This window comes from candidate division TA06 bacterium (assembly GCA_016235665.1).
GTDB lineage: Bacteria > Edwardsbacteria > AC1 > AC1 > EtOH8 > UBA5202.
The window spans coordinates 51,892-74,602 of record JACRJI010000012.1 but is presented as its reverse complement, the minus strand read 5'-3'; the positions used below and the strand labels follow the sequence as shown (position 1 = coordinate 74,602).

Below are 22,711 nucleotides of genomic sequence, written 5' to 3'. Positions count from 1 at the left end.
ACACCCAAACGGCCTTAAATACAAGGACAAAAGAGTGGCTTGACTTTTGGGGCGTAATGTTATAAAATATAGGTCTTCGTGGCGCTATCGTCTAGTGGCCTAGGACGGATGGTTCTCAGCCATCAAACCGGGGTTCGATTCCCCGTAGCGCTACCATGTTTGTTAAGAGAACCCCGGCTAACTTTGCCGGGGCTTTTTCGTTCCAGGCAAAGTTGGGGTTATTCGCCTAAGCCATTATAAAAGGCATGATATGCGGCGGACACCGCCGGCCATAGCTTTGTGAGGCGGATAGGTCGGGACGATCCGCCATCATGTTCGCCGAAGACTCTATGGAGAGATGTAGGAGGAAGACGGAGTAGCGATGCCAGTAAAACTAAAAAGCCCATAGGCACGATGCCCATGGGCTTTTTAGTTGGGACTATTAAATTTATTTCTTTGGTGGTTTACGGGCGAACACCTGAACGCTGACCACGGAAGCCAGCACTTGCCGGACTTCATCCTTCGTAAGTTTATATTTTTTGTCCGCTTCCGGACCGATAACCGAGACGTCCTCTGGTGCAAAATGCCTTTCGCCGGTTACCTTAACCTCGCTGAAGCCGGCCTCCCGGGCGGCCCTAAGGTAATGGTCCTTCAGAACGGCCCCGGCCACACAGCCAACGTAACTTTCCACCGACTCCCGTACTTTCTCCGGCAATTCCCGGGTAAGCACAATATCCGATACCATCAACCGTCCGCCGTGTTTCAGCGCCCGATAGGCTTCAGCGAAGGTCTGATGCTTGTCCGGAGAGAGATTGATGACGCAATTGGAAATGATCACGTCGACGGACTGATCGGCAACCGGCAAATGCTCTATCTCGCCCAGCCGGAATTCAACATTTGTGGCATTTACTTTCCCGGCATTCTCCCGTGCTAAATCGATCATCTCCGGCGTCATGTCAACGCCTATAACCTTCCCATTTTCCCCGACCTGCTTGGCCGCCAAAAAGCAGTCTATGCCTCCGCCGCTGCCCAGGTCCAAAACCGTCTCGCCGGGATGCAGGGATTCTATGGCCAGGGGGTTGCCGCAACCCAGGCCCATGTCGGAGCCCTTCGGAATGTTGGACAGCTGATCTGCGCTATACCCGATTCCGGCACTTGCGGTCGTGCAGCCTAAATCGCCGCAACGGCAGCCGCAACCGGTCCGTTTTCCCGAAGCGATTTTAGCATACTGCCGCCTCACTTCTTGCTTAATTTGGCCAGTTTCCATGGTTTTAGCCCTTTCTTTTGGGTTTTTCTTTTACAGGCTCGCTGGCCACGATCGGTCCAACGATATTTTTGACCTGTCCGGCCAACTTATGTGCTTTGATCAGCAAAAAACAGCACATCTCATCGCCCTTGTCTAGGGTAATAAGCCCAAGCTTATCGCCCGTCTTGATCCCCGCCCGCTGCCTGACCTCCTTGGGCAGCACCATCTGCCCGCGGCTGTCGACGGTGAGCATGGACTCGATCTGACAGTTGTTGAGGACAATCATCTTGGTCTCCGGCCCGCAACAACCGGTTTTATTTTGTTTGGTCATAAGCGCTCCTTTATATGTATTCTGATTTTTCTTACTATTCTGATTATACACATTTATCCGTATTTTGTCAAGAGACAATGTATATATATTTTTTGTGCCTTTGGATGCCGTAGCTTGTAAAAGAAAAAACCCGGCGTTAAGCCGGGCTTTTATGTTTACTAGAATCATTTGCTGCGTTTGCGTTACCCGGATATTCCCCCTTACCGTGGAGGATTTTCATGGCACACAAGCTGAAATTTCAATCTGTGATAATCTGCGAAATCTGCAGATAAGCAATATCCTACTTCCACTTGAACAGCTTCTTGGCCTCTTCCGCCGCCTTCTTCTTCAACTCCTCCGCCTGTTTCTGGGCCGCTTCTGCCGCCTGCTGTTTGGCTTTGTCCATCTCTTCCTGGGCCTTTCCCTTCAATCGCGCCTGGGCCATCTGGGTGTCCACCCCTATCCCCGGCTTGGGCGACTGTCCTTTGATCAGCAGGTCCAGCACCACCCGGCCCTCCTTGTTGGTGAACAGCCCGGCCACGTTGCCGCCCTTGGCCTTGACCTTGTCCGATTCCTCCTTGGTCAGCGTTATGGACACCCGGTAATCCAGGAAACCCAGGAAGGTGGAACTGCCGGAGACGCTGACATCCCCGAATCTGCTGGCCATCTGCAGGTCGTCCAGGTATATCTTCTCGTCCGCGATACGGAAACCCATGGATAGCGAGCGGAAGCCGACCTCCCTGGTCTCGCTCAGCTTGCAGTAGCTGAGGATGTCGCCCAGCATCGGCCAGTTGGTGATCTTGCCCTCGCCTGTTACGGCCCGGCCCTGTCCCTTCAAACTCTTCATGATCAGGGCGCTATCCGGTGCCAGCCCGGCAAAGTCGCCCTTGATGTCCATCTTGGCGTACATCCGGTTGTCCAGCGGGGTCAGGGCCGTCAAAAAGTCGTTGGCCTCCAGCTTTTCGGCGTTGGCCCCCAGCCGGTATTCAATTTTGGTGAGATCATTGAGGTCGGCCCAGACCGTGCCCAGCACCCTGCCGGAATAAACGTTGACCTGTCCGTCCAGGTTAAGCTTGCGGTTGGCCATGGTCAGTGTGCCGGTCAGGTTGTCGAAGTCCATCTTCAGGAATTTTATCTTGGCGATCCGCACCTTGCCGTCCATCAGCATGTCGGGCAGGGGCAGCATCACAGGGACCGGCTTGACTTCAGCTTTCTGTCCTGCGGCCTGTCCGGGTTTTGGCATCGGGGGCAGTATCTCGTCCAGGTCTAAGAGCGGGGAATTGAGGGCGAAGGTGATCACCGCCTTACCCTGCTTGGGCAATACCATCGCCGGGGCCTGGCCCTTTTTGGGGGCCGGCTGTTCCGGCACCAGGCTCAGGAAGTTCTTGACTTGGCCAGTGAAGGACATTGAGGACTTCCCGATCTTGCAGGAGATGTCCGGAATGTTGATCAGGTTCTTGGTCAGCTGCACCGTGCCGTTCATGTCGCTGACCGGCTTCAGCAGGGCCGCGGTGGCGAAGTTTAGTTTTATGAGATCGATCCGTCCGTCCATCTTAAAGCTGTTGACGTCCCTGACCTTTCCCTCGGCCTTGAAGTCGGCGTCGATCTTTCCGGACATGCTCATCCCGGCCTCCAGCGGCACGTAGTCCTTGACCTCGCCCAGGTCAAAATTGCCCTTGAAGGCGGCCTTGACATAGGGGTTCTCAAAATCCTGCACCAGGCAGGACAGGGCAAGTCCGGCCGTGCCCAGCTTGGCCGAGATGTTTTTGATGTTCAGGTCCTTCTCGCTGAAGGCGATCTGGCCATTGACGTCGGAGACCGACTTGGGCAGCATGGCGTACTTGATGCCGATGTTCTTTAAGACAATAGAGCCGTCCACCTTGGGCAGGGATTTTGGGTCCTTGGGGTCTATCTGCCCGGTGATCTTCAATCCCAGCTCAATCTGGCCGGTGGCGGTGACGTCCTTTGCCTGGGCCTTGATCTCCGGCGGCAGGGCGTTGATGATCTGCTTGATCTCGATGGCCGTGGTCTTAAGCGCCAGGTCCAGCACCGGCAGGCTGTCGAAGTCGGCCACGGTGCCGCCCAGCGAAAGCTCGATACCCTGCGGGGCTACGGTGATGTCGTTGATGGTGATGAGCTTTTTCGGCAGGTTGATCGAGATGTCGTGGCTGACGTTGACATAGATCTTGCTGACCTTGAGCCCCGGCACCTCGGCCGTGATGTCGGTAACTTTGATGGTCCCCTTGGTCCGGATGTTCTCCAGCTTCAGGTCGGCCGACAGGCTCAGCTCCTCGTTGATGCCGGAGGCCACGGCTTTGACCTTGCCCTGTTTGTCCTCGAACTCGAACCGGCCGTCCTTGATGCGGAAGGACTGCATGGCCAGGGAGACCGGAGAGGACGAGGGCGGCGGGGCGGTCTTCTGTCCGGCAGGCACCGGCTTGATCAGGTCGTCGAAGTTGAAGACGCCCTTGATGTCCTTCTCTATCAGGATCTCCGGCTTGTCCACCACCAGGCTGGAGATCACCAGCTGGCGCTTCAGCAGGCCCAGCAGGTTGACCTTGAGCACAATGGATTCCACCTTCACCATCGGTTTTTCGGCAAAGCCCTTGGCGTTGGCCAGTTCAATGCCCTCCAGCTCCACCCCCAGCCCGGTCCAGACTTTAAGCGAGAAGTCCTTGACCGTGACCTTGCGGCCCACCGCCTGCTCGATTTTGGGCATGATCAGGGCCCGCAGTTTTTCCGGGGTGAAGATCATCTTCAGGGTTATCCCGGCGGCCACGAAGACCACCGCCAGCACGGCCGTGATGATAAGAATGACTTTCAGGAACTTCGGCATTTTACGACCTCCGTATTATAATATAACTATTATTTAACTAGGTTCTTTAAATCCATTTTAGGATCAGCTTTCTTATTACTAGATCCTTTCCTTATCCATATATTATTTGATTTATCTGCATAAGGTGTATTAAGCCCTTTATGTATAAATAAATGAATTAACCATATGCCCTTGTAATTTATTTTGTCAGACTCTATCTGTATAGAGTCATTTATATTGTCAGAAATATATTTTTTAAGAAGTATTATGTATTTATCGCATTTAGCCTCAATACCAGGATCAGTTATATCTGGATCGCTTGTAATGCCTTTGTCAATCCCTACTGGATCAACATAATCATTGATACCTATCAATATGTTACCACCAGAACTGTTGGCAAAAGCTATTGTTGTTTTATAAATATCCTGCAGTTTATCTGTTTCCTTTATCCTGATGTACATTTTATACTCTACTGTTTCTCCTTCACCTACGGCAAGCAGCTCCTCAATAGATGAATATTGCTTAGTTATAAGTAAATCAGCATAAATATGGTCAATGATATTATCGTTAATATCTAACATAAATACTTCAAAATCTCTAATATTTTCCAACCTATCTTCACCAAATTCAATGTCAATATTATTATCTTTTGTAGCCTCTTCTATTTCACGATAATCTCCATTTACTTCATACACGCCACGAATAAAAAAAGCTTCCTCCGTTCTTCTTTTAATTGTTAATAGAAGTTTATTGTTTTCTTCCTCGTATGCTTCAATAAATATTTCAGCCTTATCTTCTGGTATAAAAATATGTGTTGTAAACAATCTGGCATCGCTGTTATTTAACTTTATGCCAATTTTATTCTCTATAGCATGGTATATGTTTTTATAATATGGTTTATTATGCGCTATTAAAACATCATATGGTATGCTTACCTGGTTCCTATTTGAGGCACTAATAAAATTGCCTTGATGTTTCGAATATTCATTCTCTTTTTGAATAAATACTCTATTATAAAATTCATTTGCACTACCAAGAAGAATACGTTGTCCATTAAGTTCGATAGAGCCTTGCCTCATTTGTTCAATGAATGCAAATATATGTTTTGGAGTCGTATAAAACTCATGAAATCGTATATCATCATAAAAGACTTCTCTTTCTTCAATTTGTCTATCACCTTCCAGTAAAAACCTGAATAATAGCAAAGCATTTCTCCAATTTTCACCATCCCTTATCGCAACACAACTAACTCTCAGTTTATGGATAGCAGAATTGCCATCATTTAACTTTTCTTCCAGAAACTTAATGGTTTTATCGTTATTGAATTGATGATCACGCAATTTGTTGATATGCATATCTATATCCTTTCAGTATTCAGGTAATTCCCCGTTCAAACAATTACTCCCCCGCCCAGCACCAATTCCCCTTTGTAGAACACCACCGACTGCCCCGGCGTCACCGCCCTCTGCGGGTTTTTGAACACCACTTCCGCCCGCTGGCCGTCAAGAGCTTTGATCTCTGCATCTGCTCCCGCGTGCTGGTGCCTGATCTTGACCAGCGCCGTGACCGCCTTCTTGGGTCTTTCAACGATCCAGTTTACATCAGAAGCCAAAAGCCTGCCGGTCATCAGTTCTTTGTCATCACCTACTGTGATCTTGTTCAAAGCTGCGTCTATTGAAACGACATACTGGGGCTTTCCCAAAGCTATGCCCAGCCCGCCCCGCTGGCCGATGGTGTAATTGGCTATGCCCTGGTGCTGGCCCAGCACCAGGCCCAGCTGGTTGACTATCGGACCCGGCTTCGAGCCGATCGCCTTTTTCATGAATTCGGAGTATTTCCCCTCGGGAATGAAGCAGATCTCCTGGCTCTCAGGCCGCTTGGCCGATTCCAGGCCGTAGCCCTCGGCCAGCTCCCGGACATTCTGCTTGTCCAGCCCGCCCAGGGGAAAGATGACCGAACCTAATTGCTTTCTACTGAGTGTCCATAGGAAATATGACTGGTCCTTTTTGGCGTCCTTTCCCCGGGCCAGCACCGGTTGTCCCTTGATGGTCTTGATCCTGGCGTAATGCCCGGTGGCCATCAGATCGCAGCCCAGACCTTTGGCCTTGTTCAGCAGCAGACCGAATTTGATATTCTGGTTGCAGGCCACGCAGGGGTTGGGGGTCCGGCCCTGCCGGTATTGTTCAATGAAATAGTCGATGACCGAAGACTTGAATTCCTGTTCGCAGTCCACCACGTAATGGTGGAAGCCGAAACGCTGGGCAGCCTGCCTGGCGGCCTCGATCGACTTCAGTGAACAGCAGTTCTTTTCATTGTCTATTCCCTCATAGCAGAACAGGCGCATGGTCAGGCCTATCACCCGGTACCCCTTCTTTGCCAGCAGGGCCGCGGCCAGGCTGCTGTCCACCCCGCCGGACATGGCCACCGCCACCGTCTTTTTCTTTGACGTCCTCATTCCAAAGGTACTTCGTAGACGAATATTTTTGACAGGTCGCGGTTCTGGTCGAAGACCAGGAGGACCTTCACCCCTGCCATGATCTGGGGGCTTTCATACCGGCCGAAATATGTTATGGCCAGGTTTCCCTGGCCGTCGGCCAGCACTGCTCCCGTCTCCGGATCGTCTATGATCTCCCTCTCCCGGCGTTTAAGCCCGGAAGCGATCTCGGCCAGCATTCCTGGATGTCCGGCAAAATGTTTTTGTGCCTGTTCGATCAGCCGGGATTGCTCTTTGTCCGGTTTGACCGGTGAAAACTGAGCGGCAGGCTGATGGTAGGATACCATTGATCTGTCCCCGGTTTGAAGGGCCTTCATCCACCGGGGCTGCTCCCGGCACCCGGCCAAGAGGAACGGCAATAGCAATAAGAGATACTTCAGTTCTTTCATTTCACCTTCTTTATAGCATCGGCCAGCTTGGCATAGGTCTCCTCCAGCCCCTCGGAGATGATCTTGGTTCCCGAGATCACCGGCATAAAATTGGTGTCCCCGTTCCAGCGCGGCACTAAGTGCAGGTGGACATGGTCTGCGATTCCGGCCCCGGCCGTCCTCCCCAGGTTAAAGCCCAGGTTAAAGCCTTCCGGCCGCATGGTCTTTATCATGATCTTCTGGCAGAGCTGTGACAGTTTCATCATCTCCAGCAGTTCGGCCTCGCTTAGTTTGGTGAAGTCGCCGGCATGCCGGTAGGGCGCGATCATCAGGTGCCCATTGGTATAGGGATAAAGGTTCATCATCACAAAGGCCTTTTTGCCCCGGTGCAGGATGAAATTTGCCTGATCCTTCTTCTGTTTGGGCTTCAGGCAGAAGATGCAGCCCGGCTCATCCTTTTGGCTTTGGCCGCTGATGTACTTCATCCTCCAGGGAGCCCAGATCCTTTTCATGTCTTCGTCTCCGCAAATGAATTAATGGACTAACATGCATTACCGGGGCAGAAAGGAGCGCCTCCGCTGAAGCTTGCGCCACCGCTGTAGCTAGTGCCTCCGCTAAAGCTATGGCACTCGAGGGTGCTAATATTAAAAGCGAAAGCGGAAGGCGCACGAGGCAGTAAAAATAATAGCCTAAGCGGTTGGCGCTTGAAGAAGTCCGGCATTGAATCGTAAGCGGATTAACATGATTTAACAGGATTAACGCTTACCTTAACAAAAAAAGAATCCTGTAAATCCTGTCAAAAGAATATTCATCATTAATAGTCGACTCTATTTCTCTGAAACGGTTAAGCTGTCATTTGCCTTTATCCCTGCGCCGATCCGGCTCAAGGCCGCCGGCAATTGGTCTATGGTCTGGATGATCTCATCCGGACGGTCCTGCGGGCCTTTGATACCCTGATCTATCCCGGTGATCTTGAGGTAACTCTGGATGTACCGCCTCTCGTAATCGTCTTTGGGTTCATAGGACATGGTCCTGAAATCCTGGTCCAGCCAGACCGTCTTCATCCCCAGCGTTTTGGCCGGACGGATGTCGTTGTCGATCCGGTCGCCCACCATGATTGATGTTTTTGGCTCGGCCCCGGTCTGCCTCAGCGCCTCCTGGAATATCCTGACATCAGGCTTGTGGTAACCCACCAGGTCGCTGATGATGATATGGTCGAACAGGTGCCTGATATCGTGCTTCTCCAGCTCGTCCAGGGCCAGGCCCGGCTGGTTGGCGATGATGCCCAGCCGGTAGGAACCGCGCAACTGTTCTATGACCTTGGCGATGCCGGGAAGCGGGTGGTTGGCTCCGGGATACAGGTGGTGCCAGTCGTCCACTGCTTTACGTTGAACCTCTTCCGGTATGTGGGCGGCCTGCTGCCGGGCGATAAGCCTGCGGGGGTTGTCCTCTGGGGGGTGCGAAAGCAGTATCTGCTCCCGGAATTCCATCACCTGTTCAAAAGACGGCTTCCATCCGGCCTCTTTCAGGGTCAGGTAGAAGTGGCGCCAAATGCCGGCCAACAGCGGTAGGTCGTAAAAGATGACGTTGCCTATGTCGAAAAAAACCCAGTTACTATCGGTTTTTTTTATTTTTGATATTTGCATTCTTGCCCTTAGCGTTGTCGAAGGGTTGTTTTCAGAACATCTCCATCTGTTTCTTTGTCTTCCCCCTGGCAGGTTTCTCTTCCTCTTTCTTTTCGGTTTTGCCCTCATCAAAACTTATCGTCCCGTACTCCCCGTCGTATCCTGGCAGGATGTGAACCTTCCCCGCCCGCATTTTCAAGATCGATTCGGCCACCGAAAGAGATGTTACCCTGGTCAGCTCCCCGGTCGGGGCGTCCAAAAGAACGTTGAACTCGCTGCCGAAATGCGAGATCAGCTTGTGGTATTCCTGGTTCACCCGCTGGGTGCCGGTGCCGACCTTGAGGGCCAGGCTCAGGATCTCCTCCAGCGGAACCAGCGCTTTGAAGGGAATGGAATTCTCCGGCACGTAGTCCCGGGGCCGGTCGGACAGGTCCTCCACCCGGTGCAGCACGCCGATGGTGATCTTCTTGCCGCAGACCGGGCAAAGCCCCTTGTGTTTTTTGGCCTCGGCTGGTGAAAGCCTTAAATTGCAGGCCCGGTGGCCGTCGTAATGGTACTTGCCCTCCTGGGGGAAATATTCCAAAGTCTGCAAAAAGCGGGTTTTATCCTTGTCCTTCAAGACCCGGCGGATGGCGGCGTAGTCCATCTGGCAGTCGAAGACGCAGGCCTCGCGGCCCAAGCGGGACGGACTGTGGGCGTCGGAGCAGGAGATCAGGGAATACTTGTCCAGGGCGGACAGCCTCCAGTTCATGGCCGGGTCCGAGGACAGCCCGGTCTCCATCGCAAAGATGTTGGGGGTCTGCTCCTCAAAACAATCCTCGACCGAATCGAAGCCGGAGTTGGCCCCGAACAGCGAGAAATGGGGAGTCCAGATATGGGCCGGGATGACCATGGCCTCCGGGGAGGCTTCCAAGACCATCTCGGCCAGGCGCGAGGCATAGACCGGAACTATGGGCCGGCCGTCGCCGGCCAGGTCGGCGTGGACCTTAAGCCGGGCGTTGATCTCCTCTGCCGCCTCCAGCGACGGGGCGTAGAGAAGGGTGTGGACCTTGCGCACCCTGTCGTCCTTGGTGAAGATACTGCAGACCTCGGCCGAGAAGACGAAATTGACCCCCCGGTAATGGTAGATCCCGCCGCCCTTGGGTTCAAGCTTAAAGCGCAGTTCCTTCAGCCAGCCGGGATGGGTGAAATCCCCGGTGCCCAGCAGCTCGATGCCCTTGAATCTGGCCCACTCGCAGATATGCTCCAGGTCCATGTCCCGGCTGGTGGCCCGGCTGAATTTGGAGTGGATGTGGAGGTCGGCTATGAATTTCATATGTGCCTTTTTGGAAGTGAATGCAGTCCTGAACGCAGATATACGCTGATTGATATCGATTCGCGCTGATATTTATAATAATGATCTGCGTTTATCCGCGTCCCATTACGGTTCCCCATCCCTTCCCTGGCGTTGATTATCTTGCTTTGACGGCCAGGAACGTGACCCTGGTGGTGTTTTCGACCGGAGGCTCAAAGCTGTTCTGCTTGAAATGCTCTATGGACTGGAATCCCGAGTCCTTCAGGGCCCGGACCAGATCCTCCAGCGGATAAGCCCGCTCGGTGTGCTGTTCGGCCAGCTTTTCGTAAAGCTCGCCCCTGGGAACGAAGGCGGTCAGGGTCAGTTCCGAGGAATTGGAGGCCGGCAGGTACCGGTTGTTCCAGACCGAGATCACCCCTTTGTCGTCCCGCATCTCGGTGTTGTTTCCCCAGAACTGGGAGAGAGCGTGGATGGTATTTACGTCAAAGACGAAGGCTCCGCCCGGCTCCAGCGCCCGGTGGACCGAGGAAAAGCAGGCGGCCACGTCCTCCGGGGTTAAAAGATAATTGACGCTGTCAAAAAAACAGGTAATTACATTGTAATTACTTTCGGTTTTGAAATTCCTTAGGTCGCCCTGAAAGAATTCCATTTCCTGTTTCTGCTCAGCCGCCTTTTGCCTTGCAAGTTTAAGCATCTCCGGGGATAGGTCCATTCCCGAGGTTCGATACCCGGCCTGGGCCAAAAGCAAGGTCATGGCCCCGGTGCCGCAGGCCAGGTCCAAAAGGCTCTGTCCGGGCTTGGCCCCGGCCCGTTCCAACAGTTCCAGGATGTATTGCGCCCATGACTTGTAGTCCACGTCCGACATCAGGATGTCGTAGATGGGAGCTATCTGCCCGTAGGGCGTGAGGCTAGTATTTTCAGTCACGTTTTATCTTATCTTTCAAGAAGCCATAGAAGACCTTTAGGCGCTAATATGCACTGACCTAACCCCCGCCCCTTCCCCGCAGGGGAAGGGGTGTTTGCCTCCCCCTCCTTGTGGGAGGGGGATCGAGGGGGCGGTCAGCCCTTCTGCCCCAGCTCAAAGGCCTTCTTGTTCATCTCCACCGTCTTGGGCGGCACCCGGCCCATTATGGTCTCGATCCACTTTTCGGCCGGCAGGCCCAGGTGCTTGGACAGCGCGCCCAGCAACACGATGTTGATGGTCTTGGGGCTTCCGGCCTGCTCGGCCAGCTTCACCCCGGGGCAGGCCACCACCTTCACCCCCTGCTTCTTGATCTGCTCCACGATGTCCATCGGATACTCGGCGGCCCCGGTGGCCACCGTCATGGGCATCACCTGCTGCTGGTTGATGACGGCTATCCCCCCGGGTTTGAGGAAATCCAGGTAACGGGCGGTCTCCATCTCCTCGAACGACAGGATGACGTCGGCCCGGCCCTGCTGGATCAGGGGGGAGTTCACCTTATCCCCGTACCTGACGTGGCTGACCACGCTTCCGCCCCGCTGGGCCATCCCGTGAACCTCGCTCTTCTTGGCGTCGAAGCCGGCGGCGATGGCCGCCTCGGCTATGATGTCCCCGGCCAAAAGCACGCCCTGGCCGCCCACTCCGCAGATAAGTATATTTACTGTGTCCATTGTTCTCCTTGGTAAGTATTAGTGTAATATAGTTGTAATATAGTAGTAATGTAGTAAAGACGATTACAGCCTTTTCTTTAGACTTTGCTGCAATCCCTTCAACATCACGCTTATTTCTGTTAGTTCCTGTTGGCAAGCATCGTAGTCGCTGGATGTTACATACCCGATCTCCTTGGCAATATCCATTCCGGCCATCATTTCAAAGGTTGATCTTTGGCTGTGCTCCAGATATCTGGCGAACTCCCGGTTGGAATCGCTTCCTGCCCCCTCGGCGATATTCAACACGATGGAGTATGATGCCCTTCGTAACTGGGAGGTTAAGCCAAATATCTCGCTCTTGGGAAAACAAGCGGTAAGGTCATACACATGATGCGAAAACCTTATTCCTTTTTGATACACTTTAAGATCGCGAAACTTATTCATCTCAACGGTCCTCTCATCCCTGCTTGTCTACTGGTCTACTCTACTACTGGCCTACTTTACTGCTTCGCCACGGCCCATGGCCCCTTTGGGACAAAGCTGCGCGCAGACCTGGCAGCCGATGCAGTACAGCGGATCTATCCGGGATTTCTTCTTTTGCTTGTCGAACGAGATGGCCGGGCATCCCAGCTTCAGGCAGAGCTTGCATCCCACGCATTTTGTCTCATCGACCCTCAATGCCGGCTGGAATTTCTTCTCGATCAGGATACAGGGCGACTTGGCGATGATCACCGAGACCCCGGGGTTATTGATGGCCTCCTTGACGGCTGCCTCGGTCTGCTTCAGGTTCAGGGGATCTATCATTTGGACATGCTTAACGCCGCATGATCTGACCAGCGGCTCCAAGTCCACTATCGGGGCCTCGCCTCCCTGCAGGGTCTTGCCGGTGCCGGGGTTCTCCTGGTGCCCGGTCATGGCCGTGATCCGGTTGTCCAGGATGATCAGCGTCCCTTGGGAATTGTTATAGGCCATGTCTATCAGCCCGGTGATCCCGGAATGGAAGAAGGTGGAATCGCCGATCACCGCCACGGTCCTTTGGGCCATCTCAACGCCCAGCGCCTTCTCCAGGCCCATGGCCGCGGTGACGCTGCCGCCCATGCAGATCACGGTGTCCATGGCGTTCAGCGGTTCCATCATCCCCAAAGTGTAGCAGCCGATGTCTCCGGTGACGGTGAGCTTGAGCTTGTTGAGGGCGAAGAACACCCCGCGGTGCGGGCATCCCGGGCAGAGCACCGGCGGCCGTCCGGGGACTTGAATGTTCTGATAGGCCGGATCTTTTTGCAGGCCAAAACTTCTGGCCACCGCGGTGGGGTCCAGCTCGCCCAGTATCGGCACCTTGGATTTCCCGGTGATCTCCTTCTCAAAGGCGCTTTGGCCTTTGACCTGGTACCCCATGACCTTTATCTGTTCTTCCAAAAAGGTGTCGTTCTCCTCGATCACGTAGACCTCGTCCACCGAGTTGATGAAACCGGCGATCAGCTTCTGCGGCAGGGGAAAGGTCAGCGAGAGCTTCAGGTAAGAAGCTCCGGGAAAAATATCCTTGGCATACTGGTATGAGATGCCGCTGGTGATGATACCCAGCTTGCTGTCACCCTTATCCACCCGGTTGAAGGGGAAGCTTTCGCCGTATTCGGCCAGCTTCTTCAGCCGCTCCTCCACCATGGCGTGCATCTTGCGGGCGTGGGCCGGGATGGTGATGTTCTTGGCGATATTCTTGACGTAGCCGGTGGGCTTGTGTTCCTTCCTTTCGCCCAGCTCCACCACGCCCTTGGAGTGGGAGATCCTGGTGGTCAGCCGCAAAAGGACCGGGGTATCGAACTTCTCCGAAAGCTCGAAGGCCAGCCTGGTCATCTCCAGGCACTCCTGGGAATCGGAGGGCTCCAGGCAGGGGATCTTGGCCATCTTGGCGTAGTAGCGGTTGTCCTGCTCGTTCTGGGAGGAATGCATACCGGGATCGTCGGCCGAGACCACCACGAACCCCCCGCTGGCCCCGATGTAGGCCATGGAGAACAGGGGGTCGGCTGCCACGTTAAGACCCACGTGCTTCATGCAGGTCAAAGCCCGGGCCCCGGCAAACGAGGCTCCGGCCGCCACCTCCAGCCCCACCTTTTCGTTGGTGGCCAGCTCGGCGTAGATCTCCTTGTACTTGGCCAGATTCTCCAGGATCTCGGTGGAGGGCGTGCCGGGATAGGCCGAAACCACGTTGACCCCGGCCTCCCAGGCCCCCCGGGCCACGGCTTCGTTGCCGGATAAGAGTTTTTTCATCAAATGGACTCCAGTTGCTTTATGATAGTTGCTATGTTGTTCAATCTCGGTTCCCCGTTATTCGTTTTTGTTTTTCGCATTCTGTTTTGGGGTTCAGTCCACCAGCATTTCCTTGATCACGGCCTTTACTTTTTTTACCACCGTCTCGTCCGCGGCCCCCAGCCGTTTGACCAGGCGGACCTTGTCCACCGTCCGCAGCTGGTCCAGCACCACCCATCCCTGCTTGCCGGCGAACTGGAGCGGCACCCGGCTGGGATAGGGATGTGAGGCTGTGGTCATAGGCGCTATGATGACCGTGGAGATGTTCCCATTCATCTCGTCCGGCGAGATCACCAGGCAGGGCCGGGATTTTTTTATTTCGTGCCCCCGGGCCGGGTCCAGCGAGATCAGAAAGATGTCGTACTGGCGCACTACCATTTCCAGTGCTCCATTTCCAGGCCGATCTGGTCGTCTATCAGCAGGGAGTCATCGCCGTTCTGTCCCATCAGCCCGAAAGCCTGGTCCCAGCCGGCCCGGGGTTTTCTTTTGGCCGGTGTGATCACTATCCTGTCATCCTCTATTTCCAGGGATATCTCTTTCTTGATCCCGCATTGTTCCAGCACCAGCTTGGGTATGCGGATCCCCCTGGAGTTCCCTATGGTTATTATCTCGGCTTTCATTTGTTCTCCTTGTAATGTAATTACAATGTAATTATAATGTAATTACAATTATTTGTCAAGGTTAGACCGCCCCCTTTTTTCTGCCCGGGAGTAACGGGGATTAGGTTACTGCATTGATGTACTTTTTATACATTTTCCGGCCTCACGCAACACGCAAAAACCCCGGCCTTTCCTGTTCCGGGGCCATATATTGATGGAGGCTTCAGATAATCCCTATGTGAATTATGTGCCCCTTCGACACAGCTCAGGGCAGGCTTTCTGTGGCAGATAGGTACTATCCCCCGGCCACCTTCAGGATCTCCAGCATCTTCCTCAGCGATTCGGCCTCCGGCATCATCATGAAGAACCCGCTGAAGCCGTGCTCCTTCTCCCCGAAACTGAACTTGTTCTGGACGTAGGCCACCAGGCCGGCCTCGGTCCGCTCGGCCAGTATCTTTCCCAGGATGTTCTTCATCACCCCGGAAAGCATCAGCGGGGTGGAGGGCACCGTCATCAGGTTCAGCATGTCCTCCAGGGCGTTAAGGTAGGCGCTGTTCATGATCTCCGAGATCTCCCGATGGATCTGGCCGAAGTTGAACTCCTCCGACTTCCGGGCCTGCGGCATGTGCTGCCAGCAAAGCTCGGCGAAACCCTTGGCCTTGTCGCCCGGCATCAGCCAGACCGTGGCCCCGGAGACATCGCCGGCAAAGATGTTGACCAGGCTCAACACCGGGATGCCCGGCTTGGCCAGGGCCTCCAGCACTTCGTCCACCGGCTTGATGCCGATCATGGGCACCGAGACCATCACCTTAACGCCCAATACCTCGGCCAGGGTGGTGGCCGCCTGGCCCGACCCGATGTTGAACACCTCTTTTAAGGCGTCCTGCTGGACCGGGGAGAGTTGTTGGAGAGTGGACATCAGCCGCGATATGAAGTTATTGGTAAGGTGGTGTTATAATTAGGAAACCATGAAGCCGTGAAATATGAATGAGGTAATTTTCATTTAATTCCTGTTTCCCTGGATTCCTTATAAAAATCGTTCCTAGACCTTAAGTATACTGATATTTTTGACTAAGTCAACCAATAAATCAAATTATTTTAGTCAACAAGAAGCCCGGCCTTTTTTTAGGTCCGGGCTTCTTGAGATATTCGGTGTTTTGTTTAGTGTCCGGCGTTCTTGGTGACCGGCACATCCAGCTCCAGCGCCTTGGCTATCAGCTTGACTGCCCAGTCCACTTCCTTCTTGGTGATCACCAGCGGCGGGGCAAAGCGGATGGTCTGGGAGTGGGTGTCCTTGGCCAGCATCCCCAGCTTCATCATCCGTTCGCAGTATGGGCGGGCCTTGCCGGCCTCCACCTTCAGCTCCACCCCGGTCAGCAGGCCCAGACCGCGGACCTCTTTGATCTTGGTGGTCTTGATGGCTTTGATCTGCTTGCGGAAATAGTCGCCCATCTCCCGGGCCTTCTTGTCCAGGGCCTGTTTTTTAAGGACGTCCAGGGCTGCGTTGCCGATGGCGCAGGCCAGCGGGTTGCCGCCGAAAGTGCTGCCGTGCTGGCCGGGCTTGATCACGTCGATCACGTTCCAGCGGGTCAGCACTGCCGAGACCGGGTAGATGCCTCCGCCCAGGGCCTTGCCCACTATCATCACGTCCGGCTTGGCGTTCTCGTGCTGCCAGCAGAAGGGTTTGCCGGTGCGGCAGAACCCGGTCTGGACCTCGTCCAGGATGAAGAGGATGTTGTGGCGGCGGCAGATCTCCTTGCACTTGGTCAGATAGCCCTTATCGGGAACGATGACGCCGGCCTCGCCCTGGATCGGCTCCACCATGAAGGCCACGGTGTTGAGGGTGATGGCCTTCTCCACTTCCTCGGGGTTGTTATAGGGAACTATCTTGAAGCCGGGGGTGGCCGGCCCAAAGCCCTCGTAGGCGTCGGGGTCGGTGGAGAAACCCACGATGGTGGTGGTCCGGCCGTGGAAGTTCTCGGCGCAGACTATGATCTCGGCCTGGTTCCGGGTGATCTTCTTTTTTTCGTAGCCCCATTTGCGGGCCAGCTTGATGGCGGTCTCCACCGCTTCGGCCCCGGTGTTCATGGGCAGGGCTGCTTCCATCTGGGAAAACTGGCAGAGCTTTCTCAGGAACGGCCCCAGCTGGTCGTTGTGAAAGGCCCGGCTGGTAAGGGTCAGACGGCCGGCCTGCCTGGTCATGGCCTTGATGATGGCCGGGTGCCGGTGCCCCTGGTTCACCGCCGAATAGGCGGAAAGCATGTCTAAGTATTTCTTTCCTTCCACGTCCCAGACCCAGATCCCCTGGGCCTTGCTGATCACCACCGGCAGCGGATGGTAATTGTGGGCTCCGTATTTCTCGGTCATCCGGATCATATCCTTGCTTTTGGACATATCGCCGCTCCTATATTTATATGGTTTTTATGACTCTGTAGTTTTTATCAATATCCTGGATGCACTGATTATCGTTCAAGCAGACGGGCCGATGCCAGCACCGCTGCCAGCTTTAACAGATCGCCCACGATGAAGGGCAGGATGCCCAGTTGAATGGTCTTGACCTGTCCCAATCCCAGCCATAATCCCAGTTGGATCGATCCCAGGAGATAGATCACGGCCAACCCAATCATAAGGGCCAAAGCAGTTTTAAAAGCGCCTGCTCCTTTGGTGGCGATCCGGGATACTGCCCAGGACGCTGCTATAAACCCGAGGAGGTATCCTCCTGTAGGTCCAAACAGGTGGGAAAATCCGGCCGAGGCCCCAGTGAATACCGGCAGTCCGGTCAATCCCATGATAACGTACAAAACCTGGCTGAATACCGCCTTCGGTCCCAGCACCATGGCCGACAGCAAAACAAAGAAGACCTGCAGGGTCAAGGGCACCGGGGTAAACGGCAGAGGCACCCGCACGAAAGCGCCTAGGGCGGTCAGGGCCGCAAACAGGAACACTCCAAGAACTACTGACAACTTCTTATCTAGAATGACCGGCATGGTCAGGATCTTTTCCATAAAGCTGTATTCCTTAAAATAAATTATTCTCTGTGTCGGAGTTTACCCTGAGCGATGCACTGAGCAAGGCCGAAGTGTTTATCGAAGGGTGTCTCTGTGGCTGGTCACCTTCCGGCCACTTTCTTGATGCACTGTTCCATGATCTCCATCCCCACCTTGGCCTCTTCTTTGGTAATGATCAGGGGCGGGCAGATCCTGAGGGTGTTGGTGCCGCATCCCAGCATCAGCAGTCCCTTGGTAAATGCCATCTGGATGACGGCCTCCATCTTGTCGTGGGACTTGACCCTGGTCTTCTTGCTTTCCACCATCTCCACCCCTATCATCAGTCCCTGGCCCCGCACGTCGCCGATGATGTCGTATTTCTTCTGCATCTTCTTGAACTCGGCCATCATGTAGGCCCCGACGGCGGTGGCGTTCTTCATCAGGCCGCCCTGGATCAGGTCGAAGGTGGCGATGCCGGCGGCGCAGCAGACCGGGTTGCCGCTGAAGGTGTTGCCATGGCTGCCCGGCTTCCAGTTCATCACTGCGACCGAGGCGATGATGGCCCCCATCGGCATGCCGCTGGCTATGCCCTTGGCCACAGTGATGATGTCCGGCCTCACCTTGCAGTGCTCGACGGCGAACCATTTTCCGGTCCGGCCCATGCCCGACTGGATCTCGTCGGCTATCAGCAGGATCCCGTGCTTGTCGCACAGCTTGCGGATGGCCTGCATGGCCGCCACCGGCGGCACCACGTATCCGCCCTCGCCCTGGACGGGCTCGATGATCAGCCCGGCCACTTCCTCCGGGGGCAGGAAGGTCTTAAGGACGGTGTCCTCTATGTACTTGACGCATTCCAGGCTGCAGCCGGGATAGGTCTTGTTGAATACGCAGCGGTAACAGTTGGGGTAGGGGACGTGGGTGACCCCGGGCATGGTGGGAAAGAACCCCTTCTTCTGGGTGGGTTTTGAGCCGGTGCAGGAGACCGCCCCCATGGTCCGCCCGTGGAAGGCTCCGATGAAGGAGATGAACTGGGGCCGGCCGGTGTGATAGCGGGCCAGCTTAAGCGCGCCCTCCACCGCCTCGGCTCCGGAGTTGCAGAAGAACACCCGATTGTCCTTGCCGGTAGGCGAGATGGAATTGAGCCGCTCGGCCAGGGCCACTTCAGGCTCGTAGTAGAAATCGGTGCCGGAATAGTGGATGAACTTTTCGGCCTGGCGCTTGATGGCTTCCACCACCTTGGGATGGCTGTGGCCGGTGGAGTTGACCGCGATGCCGGCGCAAAAATCCAGCATCACGTTGCCGTCCACGTCGGTCAGCCAGACTCCCTGGCCCCGGTCGATCACCGCCGGATAGTCGCGGGTATAGGAGGGCGAAAGCGAACTTTGGTCCCGCTTGACTATGGCCTTGGCCCGCGGTCCCGGCAGGGCGGTTTTTAAGATCGGCCTTTTGATGGAAGACATGGCGGTTACCTCCTGATTATATTTGTAATTTTTCCCGATTTTCAAAAGCCTGCTAAAACATATCATTTTATCATATTTTGCCGGTAAAATCAACCCATGATTCCGGTTTCCATTTCAGCCAGCGGAGACAACATAGCCACGGCCTTAAGGCCGTGGCTATGAAAAACAATAAGCCGTCCTTGTTCACGGGGCGGCTTGTGGTGGCAGATCAGGTTCGTTTTTTTCCGGTCACTTGTTCTTGCCCGCCGGCTGGTCCTTCCACTTGTGGGCCAGTTTCAGGAACCTGTCGACCAGGTCCGGGTCGAACTGCTTGCCCGATTCCTTCTTTATCTCCTCCACCGCCTGATGGTGGCTCATGGCTTTGGCGTGGGGCCGGTCCTGGCGCATTGCGCTATAGGCCGCAGCCAGGGCCACGATCCTCGATTCCAGCGGTATCTCTTCGCCCTTTAGCCCCTGGGGATAACCTTTGCCATCCCAGCGTTCATGGTGCTTTAGTATCCATTCGGCATGAGGCATCAAATGCGGGGTGGACATCACTATATGATACCCGATCTCGCAGTGCCGTTTCATCTCGTCTTCTTCGGTCCGGTCCAGATGCCCGGCTTTCAGCAGGATTTTGTCAGCCACCAGTACGTTGCCTATGTCATGATAACGGGCCAGCAGTTCCATCTCCGAAATCGAATTTCCCTTGAGCCCGGCCGCTCTGGCCAGGTCCTTCATCAGGTCCCCCATCCGGCCTATCTGTTCCTCGCTGATCAGGTTCTTATTCTGCAGGGCCTGGATGAAGTTCTTGACCATTGTTTCATGGTTCTTGACCTTCTCCCGGTACATCTCGTCGTCGGCGGTATGGAACAGCCGGTTGGCGTCCAGATCCTTGACCGGACGCACCACCCAGCCCAGTGAAAGGCTCACGGGAAGCTCCGGGTTCTTGGAATTATAAGCCGCGGTGACCTGACGGATCCTGGAGCAGACCTGTTCGATGGCTTCCACGCTGGAGTTGGGCAGGATGGCCCCAAACTCGTCCCCGCCGATCCTGGCCACCACGTCGCCCTGGCGGCAGGCGTCGGTTATGATCCCGGCTATCACCACCAGCAGGCCGTCCCCGGTTTTGTGCCCCATGGTATCGTTGACCAATTTCAGCCCGTCCACGTCGCAGATCAGCAGGCCCACCGTATCCAGCCGGGCCTTGGACAACCGCTGCATCTCCTCCTCGAAATAGGCCCGGTTGTAAAGCCCGGTAAGCGAATCGTGGAAGGACAGGTACTTGAGCTGTTCCTCGTTCTTCACCCGTTCGGTGATGTCCCTGATGATGGCGGTATGGATCTTCTGTCCGCCCACCGTAACAGTCGAAAGAGCCCATTCCATTGGTATCTCCCGGCCGCTCTGATGCAAACCCTTAAGGTTGTTGGTTTCCGCCCGGCTTCCGGCCGGCACCTCCTCGATCAGTTGTCTGAAGGTCTGCTTGTTTGGTTTGCGGAAACGCTCGGGAATCAGCATGTCCGAATCACGGCCCAGGGCCTGGGCCGCGGTATAACCGAAGATCTTTTCGGCCGCCTTGTTCCAGAAGATTATCTCGTCCTGCTGGTTGATGCTGATGATGGCGTCGGCCGCCGAGTCGGCCAGCAGACGGAAACGCTCCTCGCTGTATTTAACCGATTCCACCGCCGCCTGCTGGGCGGTAATATCCTCGGAGATGGCCAGGATCCCCCAATCCATTGAATATATCCGGGCGCTTAAATACATGCCGTTGATCAACCCTTCGACAGCTTGATCCTGTCCGGTTTTTATAGCCTTAAGATAGGCGGCATAGGACCGCGTCTTGGCAAAATTGGGGAAAAGTTCCGTCAGTCTCCGGCCTTCCAATTCCGGGATCGGACGCCCCACGAAATCGGAGTAAGCCTGATTGCAGTAATAAATGCTCAAGTCCTTTTTTAAGGCCAGCACCGGTGACTGGATGCTGTTCAGCAGTCGGCGGTGTTTCTCCTCGCTTTCTTTGACCGTCTGCTCCATCCGGCGGCGGCCCGTGATATCGCGGGCGTTGACCACTATCCCGCTGATGGCAGGATCGTCCAGGAGGTTGTTGGCCAGGGTCTCCACGAAGATCCACTGCCCCTGTTTGCTTTTTATCCTCAATTCCAGGGCGGGAATCGGGCCCGGTTGTTTAAGATAAGTCTTGAATGTTCCTTCCGCCGCTGATATATCCTCGGGATGGATATAATCAAAGACCGAACGCCCCTTGTTATCCTGCACCCGGTACCCGGTGATCTCCTCCACCGAGGGGCTCTGGTACCGGATGGTGCCGTCTGCGTCCAGCACCAGTATCATGTCGCTGACGTTCTTGATCAGCATCCTATAATGGTTCTCGCTGCGCCGCAGCAGATCCTCTATCGCCTTCTTCTGGGTGATGTCCCGAAAGACCCCCAGCGCCCCTTTCACTTTTCCGTTGTGATACTGCGGGGTCAGGTTGCCTTCGGCCACTATTTCCCTTCCATCGGCGGACACGAAGGTCATCTCCAGGTTGTGCCAAGTGACGCCGGTCAGCACCCGGGAAAAGGCCTGGTGGCAGACCTGTTTTGACCCGGCTTCCACCGTATCGCAGAAGGACATGTCCTGGCTTTGATCCCAGTTGTATCCCATGGCCGCCAGCCAGGCTTGGTTGACGAAAGTAAAGCACCCGGCAGGGGACAGGCTGAAGATCATCTCGTGGGCGCTTTCCACCAGCTGGCGGTATTGCAGTTCGCTTTCCATCAGGTCCTGCTCGATCTGCCTGCGGTCGGAAATGTCCTGACAGGTGGTGACTATGGCGGCCGGCCGCCCCCGGCTGTCATATATCAGATCGGACAGCAGCAACACCGGAAACTGTTTTCCCTCTTTGGTGATATTGAAGCTCTCCCGTTTCCAGCGTTTGAATTTCTGGAGTTCGTCCATGCTTAAAGGGTGCCTTTGCTCCGGAGCGGCAAACAGACCGATGTCCTTTCCCGTCAATTCCCGCTGTTCGTAGCCGTGCATCAGGGCCTCGGCCGGATTGGCGTAGATTATCTTTCCGGTCAGGTCGGAGACGGTCACCCCCAACTGCATGTCCTCAACCGTCCGCTTTAGGGCTGTCTGGCTGATCTCCAGGTTCTCGTCCCAGAAATGATCCGGGTCGGTCAGGGACGGGTGCCTTAGATGGCGGGAGACCAGCACAAAGGCCACGGCCAGGAAGGCCGCCCAGCTGATGGCCGAAAACAGGAACAATCTCCCCGGACTGTCCTCCAACCGCGGCAGGACCAGCTCGGTAAACAGCAAAAATAACAGACCCAGCAAGAGATGAATGGCCGCCAGGCGGATGAGGCGTTTCTTATTTTGTTCGCTTTGGATCATATGATATTTTGAATTTGGGGATTTCCGATTCCCGAAAAACAAAAACAGGAGAGCCGCTTTAGCCCCGGTCTCTTTTTACCTCAGATGACTAGGTGGTGTACGCGCCGCTCTCCTGTTGTCTTTGTGCAAGGAATGATCACAAACAGGCCGTTATGTATATATCCCATCGGGTTACGTGATTATGATAATGCTAAAAACATGTGATGTCAAGATGTTTGTTGAAATATATTTGCTGCATGTTGGGAACTTTGTATCG

General features: G+C 54.7%; 20 protein-coding genes and 1 tRNA gene. 1 reads left to right on the top strand and 20 read right to left on the bottom strand.

Going from position 1 to position 22,711, the window contains the following annotated elements; genetic code table 11:
* Positions 1-80 precede the first annotated feature (80 nt).
* A tRNA-Glu gene (locus HZA73_07030) sits at positions 81-156 on the top strand.
* Positions 157-427: 271 nt separating this feature from the next.
* Here HZA73_07030 and HZA73_07025 read toward each other — a convergent pair.
* The 20 genes from HZA73_07025 to HZA73_06930 all read right to left on the bottom strand — a co-directional run bounded on the left by HZA73_07025 (position 428) and on the right by HZA73_06930 (position 22,455).
* The gene (locus HZA73_07025; protein MBI5805785.1) at positions 428-1,246 is read right to left on the bottom strand and encodes an arsenite methyltransferase; all 819 of its coding nucleotides are present in this window, start codon (positions 1,244-1,246) and stop codon (positions 428-430) included.
* A gap of 4 nt (positions 1,247-1,250) precedes the next feature.
* On the bottom strand, positions 1,251-1,511 hold the full coding sequence (locus HZA73_07020) for an AbrB/MazE/SpoVT family DNA-binding domain-containing protein (protein MBI5805784.1): 261 nt from the start codon (positions 1,509-1,511) through the stop codon (positions 1,251-1,253).
* A 325-nt stretch (positions 1,512-1,836) separates the two neighbouring features.
* Positions 1,837-4,371 carry an AsmA family protein gene (locus HZA73_07015; GenBank protein ID MBI5805783.1) on the bottom strand — a complete coding sequence of 845 codons (2,535 nt, stop codon included), beginning with the start codon at positions 4,369-4,371 and terminating at the stop codon, positions 1,837-1,839.
* Positions 4,372-4,400: 29 nt separating this feature from the next.
* A complete protein-coding gene (locus HZA73_07010) occupies positions 4,401-5,705 on the bottom strand; it encodes an ATP-binding protein (protein ID MBI5805782.1) in 1,305 nt (434 codons plus the stop codon).
* A 35-nt stretch (positions 5,706-5,740) separates the two neighbouring features.
* A complete protein-coding gene (mnmA, locus tag HZA73_07005) occupies positions 5,741-6,805 on the bottom strand; it encodes a tRNA 2-thiouridine(34) synthase MnmA (protein MBI5805781.1) in 1,065 nt (354 codons plus the stop codon).
* A complete protein-coding gene (locus tag HZA73_07000; GenBank protein ID MBI5805780.1) occupies positions 6,802-7,233 on the bottom strand; it encodes a hypothetical protein in 432 nt (143 codons plus the stop codon). Before HZA73_07000 ends, mnmA begins: the two co-directional genes overlap by 4 nt.
* A complete protein-coding gene (locus HZA73_06995) occupies positions 7,230-7,724 on the bottom strand; it encodes an HIT domain-containing protein (protein MBI5805779.1) in 495 nt (164 codons plus the stop codon). The genes HZA73_07000 and HZA73_06995 overlap by 4 nt, the downstream gene beginning before the upstream one ends.
* A gap of 315 nt (positions 7,725-8,039) precedes the next feature.
* Positions 8,040-8,858 (bottom strand): HAD family hydrolase, encoded by an 819-nt coding sequence (locus HZA73_06990; GenBank protein ID MBI5805778.1) that lies wholly within the window; start codon positions 8,856-8,858, stop codon positions 8,040-8,042.
* 31 nt (positions 8,859-8,889) lie between these two features.
* Complete coding sequence (locus HZA73_06985) at positions 8,890-10,152, bottom strand: DNA helicase UvrD (GenBank protein MBI5805777.1); 1,263 nt, start codon at positions 10,150-10,152, stop codon at positions 8,890-8,892.
* A gap of 136 nt (positions 10,153-10,288) precedes the next feature.
* A complete protein-coding gene (locus tag HZA73_06980) occupies positions 10,289-11,056 on the bottom strand; it encodes a methyltransferase domain-containing protein (protein ID MBI5805776.1) in 768 nt (255 codons plus the stop codon).
* A 134-nt stretch (positions 11,057-11,190) separates the two neighbouring features.
* Positions 11,191-11,763, bottom strand: a complete 573-nt coding sequence (locus tag HZA73_06975; GenBank protein ID MBI5805775.1) for an indolepyruvate oxidoreductase subunit beta — start codon at positions 11,761-11,763, stop codon at positions 11,191-11,193.
* A 63-nt stretch (positions 11,764-11,826) separates the two neighbouring features.
* Entirely contained in the window at positions 11,827-12,186 is a 360-nt protein-coding gene (locus tag HZA73_06970; GenBank protein MBI5805774.1) for a four helix bundle protein, read from the bottom strand.
* Between the two features lie 51 nt (positions 12,187-12,237).
* The gene (gene iorA, locus HZA73_06965; protein MBI5805773.1) at positions 12,238-14,007 is read right to left on the bottom strand and encodes an indolepyruvate ferredoxin oxidoreductase subunit alpha; all 1,770 of its coding nucleotides are present in this window, start codon (positions 14,005-14,007) and stop codon (positions 12,238-12,240) included.
* 93 nt (positions 14,008-14,100) lie between these two features.
* On the bottom strand, positions 14,101-14,424 hold the full coding sequence (locus HZA73_06960) for a type II toxin-antitoxin system PemK/MazF family toxin (protein MBI5805772.1): 324 nt from the start codon (positions 14,422-14,424) through the stop codon (positions 14,101-14,103).
* Positions 14,418-14,666 (bottom strand): AbrB/MazE/SpoVT family DNA-binding domain-containing protein, encoded by a 249-nt coding sequence (locus HZA73_06955; GenBank protein ID MBI5805771.1) that lies wholly within the window; start codon positions 14,664-14,666, stop codon positions 14,418-14,420. Before HZA73_06955 ends, HZA73_06960 begins: the two co-directional genes overlap by 7 nt.
* Before the next feature lie 274 nt (positions 14,667-14,940).
* A complete protein-coding gene (locus HZA73_06950; protein ID MBI5805770.1) occupies positions 14,941-15,564 on the bottom strand; it encodes a chemotaxis protein CheC in 624 nt (207 codons plus the stop codon).
* A 242-nt stretch (positions 15,565-15,806) separates the two neighbouring features.
* Positions 15,807-17,039, bottom strand: coding sequence for an ornithine--oxo-acid transaminase (gene rocD, locus HZA73_06945; protein ID MBI5805769.1), 1,233 nt, complete (start codon positions 17,037-17,039; stop codon positions 15,807-15,809).
* Positions 17,040-17,107: 68 nt separating this feature from the next.
* Positions 17,108-17,650 carry a biotin transporter BioY gene (locus HZA73_06940; GenBank protein MBI5805768.1) on the bottom strand — a complete coding sequence of 181 codons (543 nt, stop codon included), beginning with the start codon at positions 17,648-17,650 and terminating at the stop codon, positions 17,108-17,110.
* 104 nt (positions 17,651-17,754) lie between these two features.
* Positions 17,755-19,092, bottom strand: coding sequence for an acetyl ornithine aminotransferase family protein (locus HZA73_06935; GenBank protein MBI5805767.1), 1,338 nt, complete (start codon positions 19,090-19,092; stop codon positions 17,755-17,757).
* 228 nt (positions 19,093-19,320) lie between these two features.
* Positions 19,321-22,455 (bottom strand): PAS domain S-box protein, encoded by a 3,135-nt coding sequence (locus HZA73_06930; protein MBI5805766.1) that lies wholly within the window; start codon positions 22,453-22,455, stop codon positions 19,321-19,323.
* Positions 22,456-22,711 lie beyond the last annotated feature (256 nt).

Coding starts and splice junctions, on each gene's coding strand:
- HZA73_06960 (MBI5805772.1), bottom strand. CDS start 14,424: ATGGTAGTGCGCCAGTACGACATCTTTCTGATCTCGCTGGACCCGGCC.
- HZA73_07020 (MBI5805784.1), bottom strand. CDS start 1,511: ATGATTGTCCTCAACAACTGTCAGATCGAGTCCATGCTCACCGTCGAC.
- HZA73_06985 (MBI5805777.1), bottom strand. CDS start 10,152: ATGAAATTCATAGCCGACCTCCACATCCACTCCAAATTCAGCCGGGCC.
- HZA73_06930 (MBI5805766.1), bottom strand. CDS start 22,455: ATGATCCAAAGCGAACAAAATAAGAAACGCCTCATCCGCCTGGCGGCC.
- HZA73_06970 (MBI5805774.1), bottom strand. CDS start 12,186: ATGAATAAGTTTCGCGATCTTAAAGTGTATCAAAAAGGAATAAGGTTT.
- HZA73_07010 (MBI5805782.1), bottom strand. CDS start 5,705: ATGCATATCAACAAATTGCGTGATCATCAATTCAATAACGATAAAACC.
- HZA73_07000 (MBI5805780.1), bottom strand. CDS start 7,233: ATGAAAGAACTGAAGTATCTCTTATTGCTATTGCCGTTCCTCTTGGCC.
- HZA73_06940 (MBI5805768.1), bottom strand. CDS start 17,650: ATGGAAAAGATCCTGACCATGCCGGTCATTCTAGATAAGAAGTTGTCA.
- HZA73_06935 (MBI5805767.1), bottom strand. CDS start 19,092: ATGTCTTCCATCAAAAGGCCGATCTTAAAAACCGCCCTGCCGGGACCG.
- iorA (MBI5805773.1), bottom strand. CDS start 14,007: ATGAAAAAACTCTTATCCGGCAACGAAGCCGTGGCCCGGGGGGCCTGG.
- HZA73_07025 (MBI5805785.1), bottom strand. CDS start 1,246: ATGGAAACTGGCCAAATTAAGCAAGAAGTGAGGCGGCAGTATGCTAAA.
- HZA73_06995 (MBI5805779.1), bottom strand. CDS start 7,724: ATGAAAAGGATCTGGGCTCCCTGGAGGATGAAGTACATCAGCGGCCAA.
- HZA73_06990 (MBI5805778.1), bottom strand. CDS start 8,858: ATGCAAATATCAAAAATAAAAAAAACCGATAGTAACTGGGTTTTTTTC.
- HZA73_06950 (MBI5805770.1), bottom strand. CDS start 15,564: ATGTCCACTCTCCAACAACTCTCCCCGGTCCAGCAGGACGCCTTAAAA.
- HZA73_06975 (MBI5805775.1), bottom strand. CDS start 11,763: ATGGACACAGTAAATATACTTATCTGCGGAGTGGGCGGCCAGGGCGTG.
- rocD (MBI5805769.1), bottom strand. CDS start 17,039: ATGTCCAAAAGCAAGGATATGATCCGGATGACCGAGAAATACGGAGCC.
- HZA73_07015 (MBI5805783.1), bottom strand. CDS start 4,371: ATGCCGAAGTTCCTGAAAGTCATTCTTATCATCACGGCCGTGCTGGCG.
- mnmA (MBI5805781.1), bottom strand. CDS start 6,805: ATGAGGACGTCAAAGAAAAAGACGGTGGCGGTGGCCATGTCCGGCGGG.
- HZA73_06955 (MBI5805771.1), bottom strand. CDS start 14,666: ATGAAAGCCGAGATAATAACCATAGGGAACTCCAGGGGGATCCGCATA.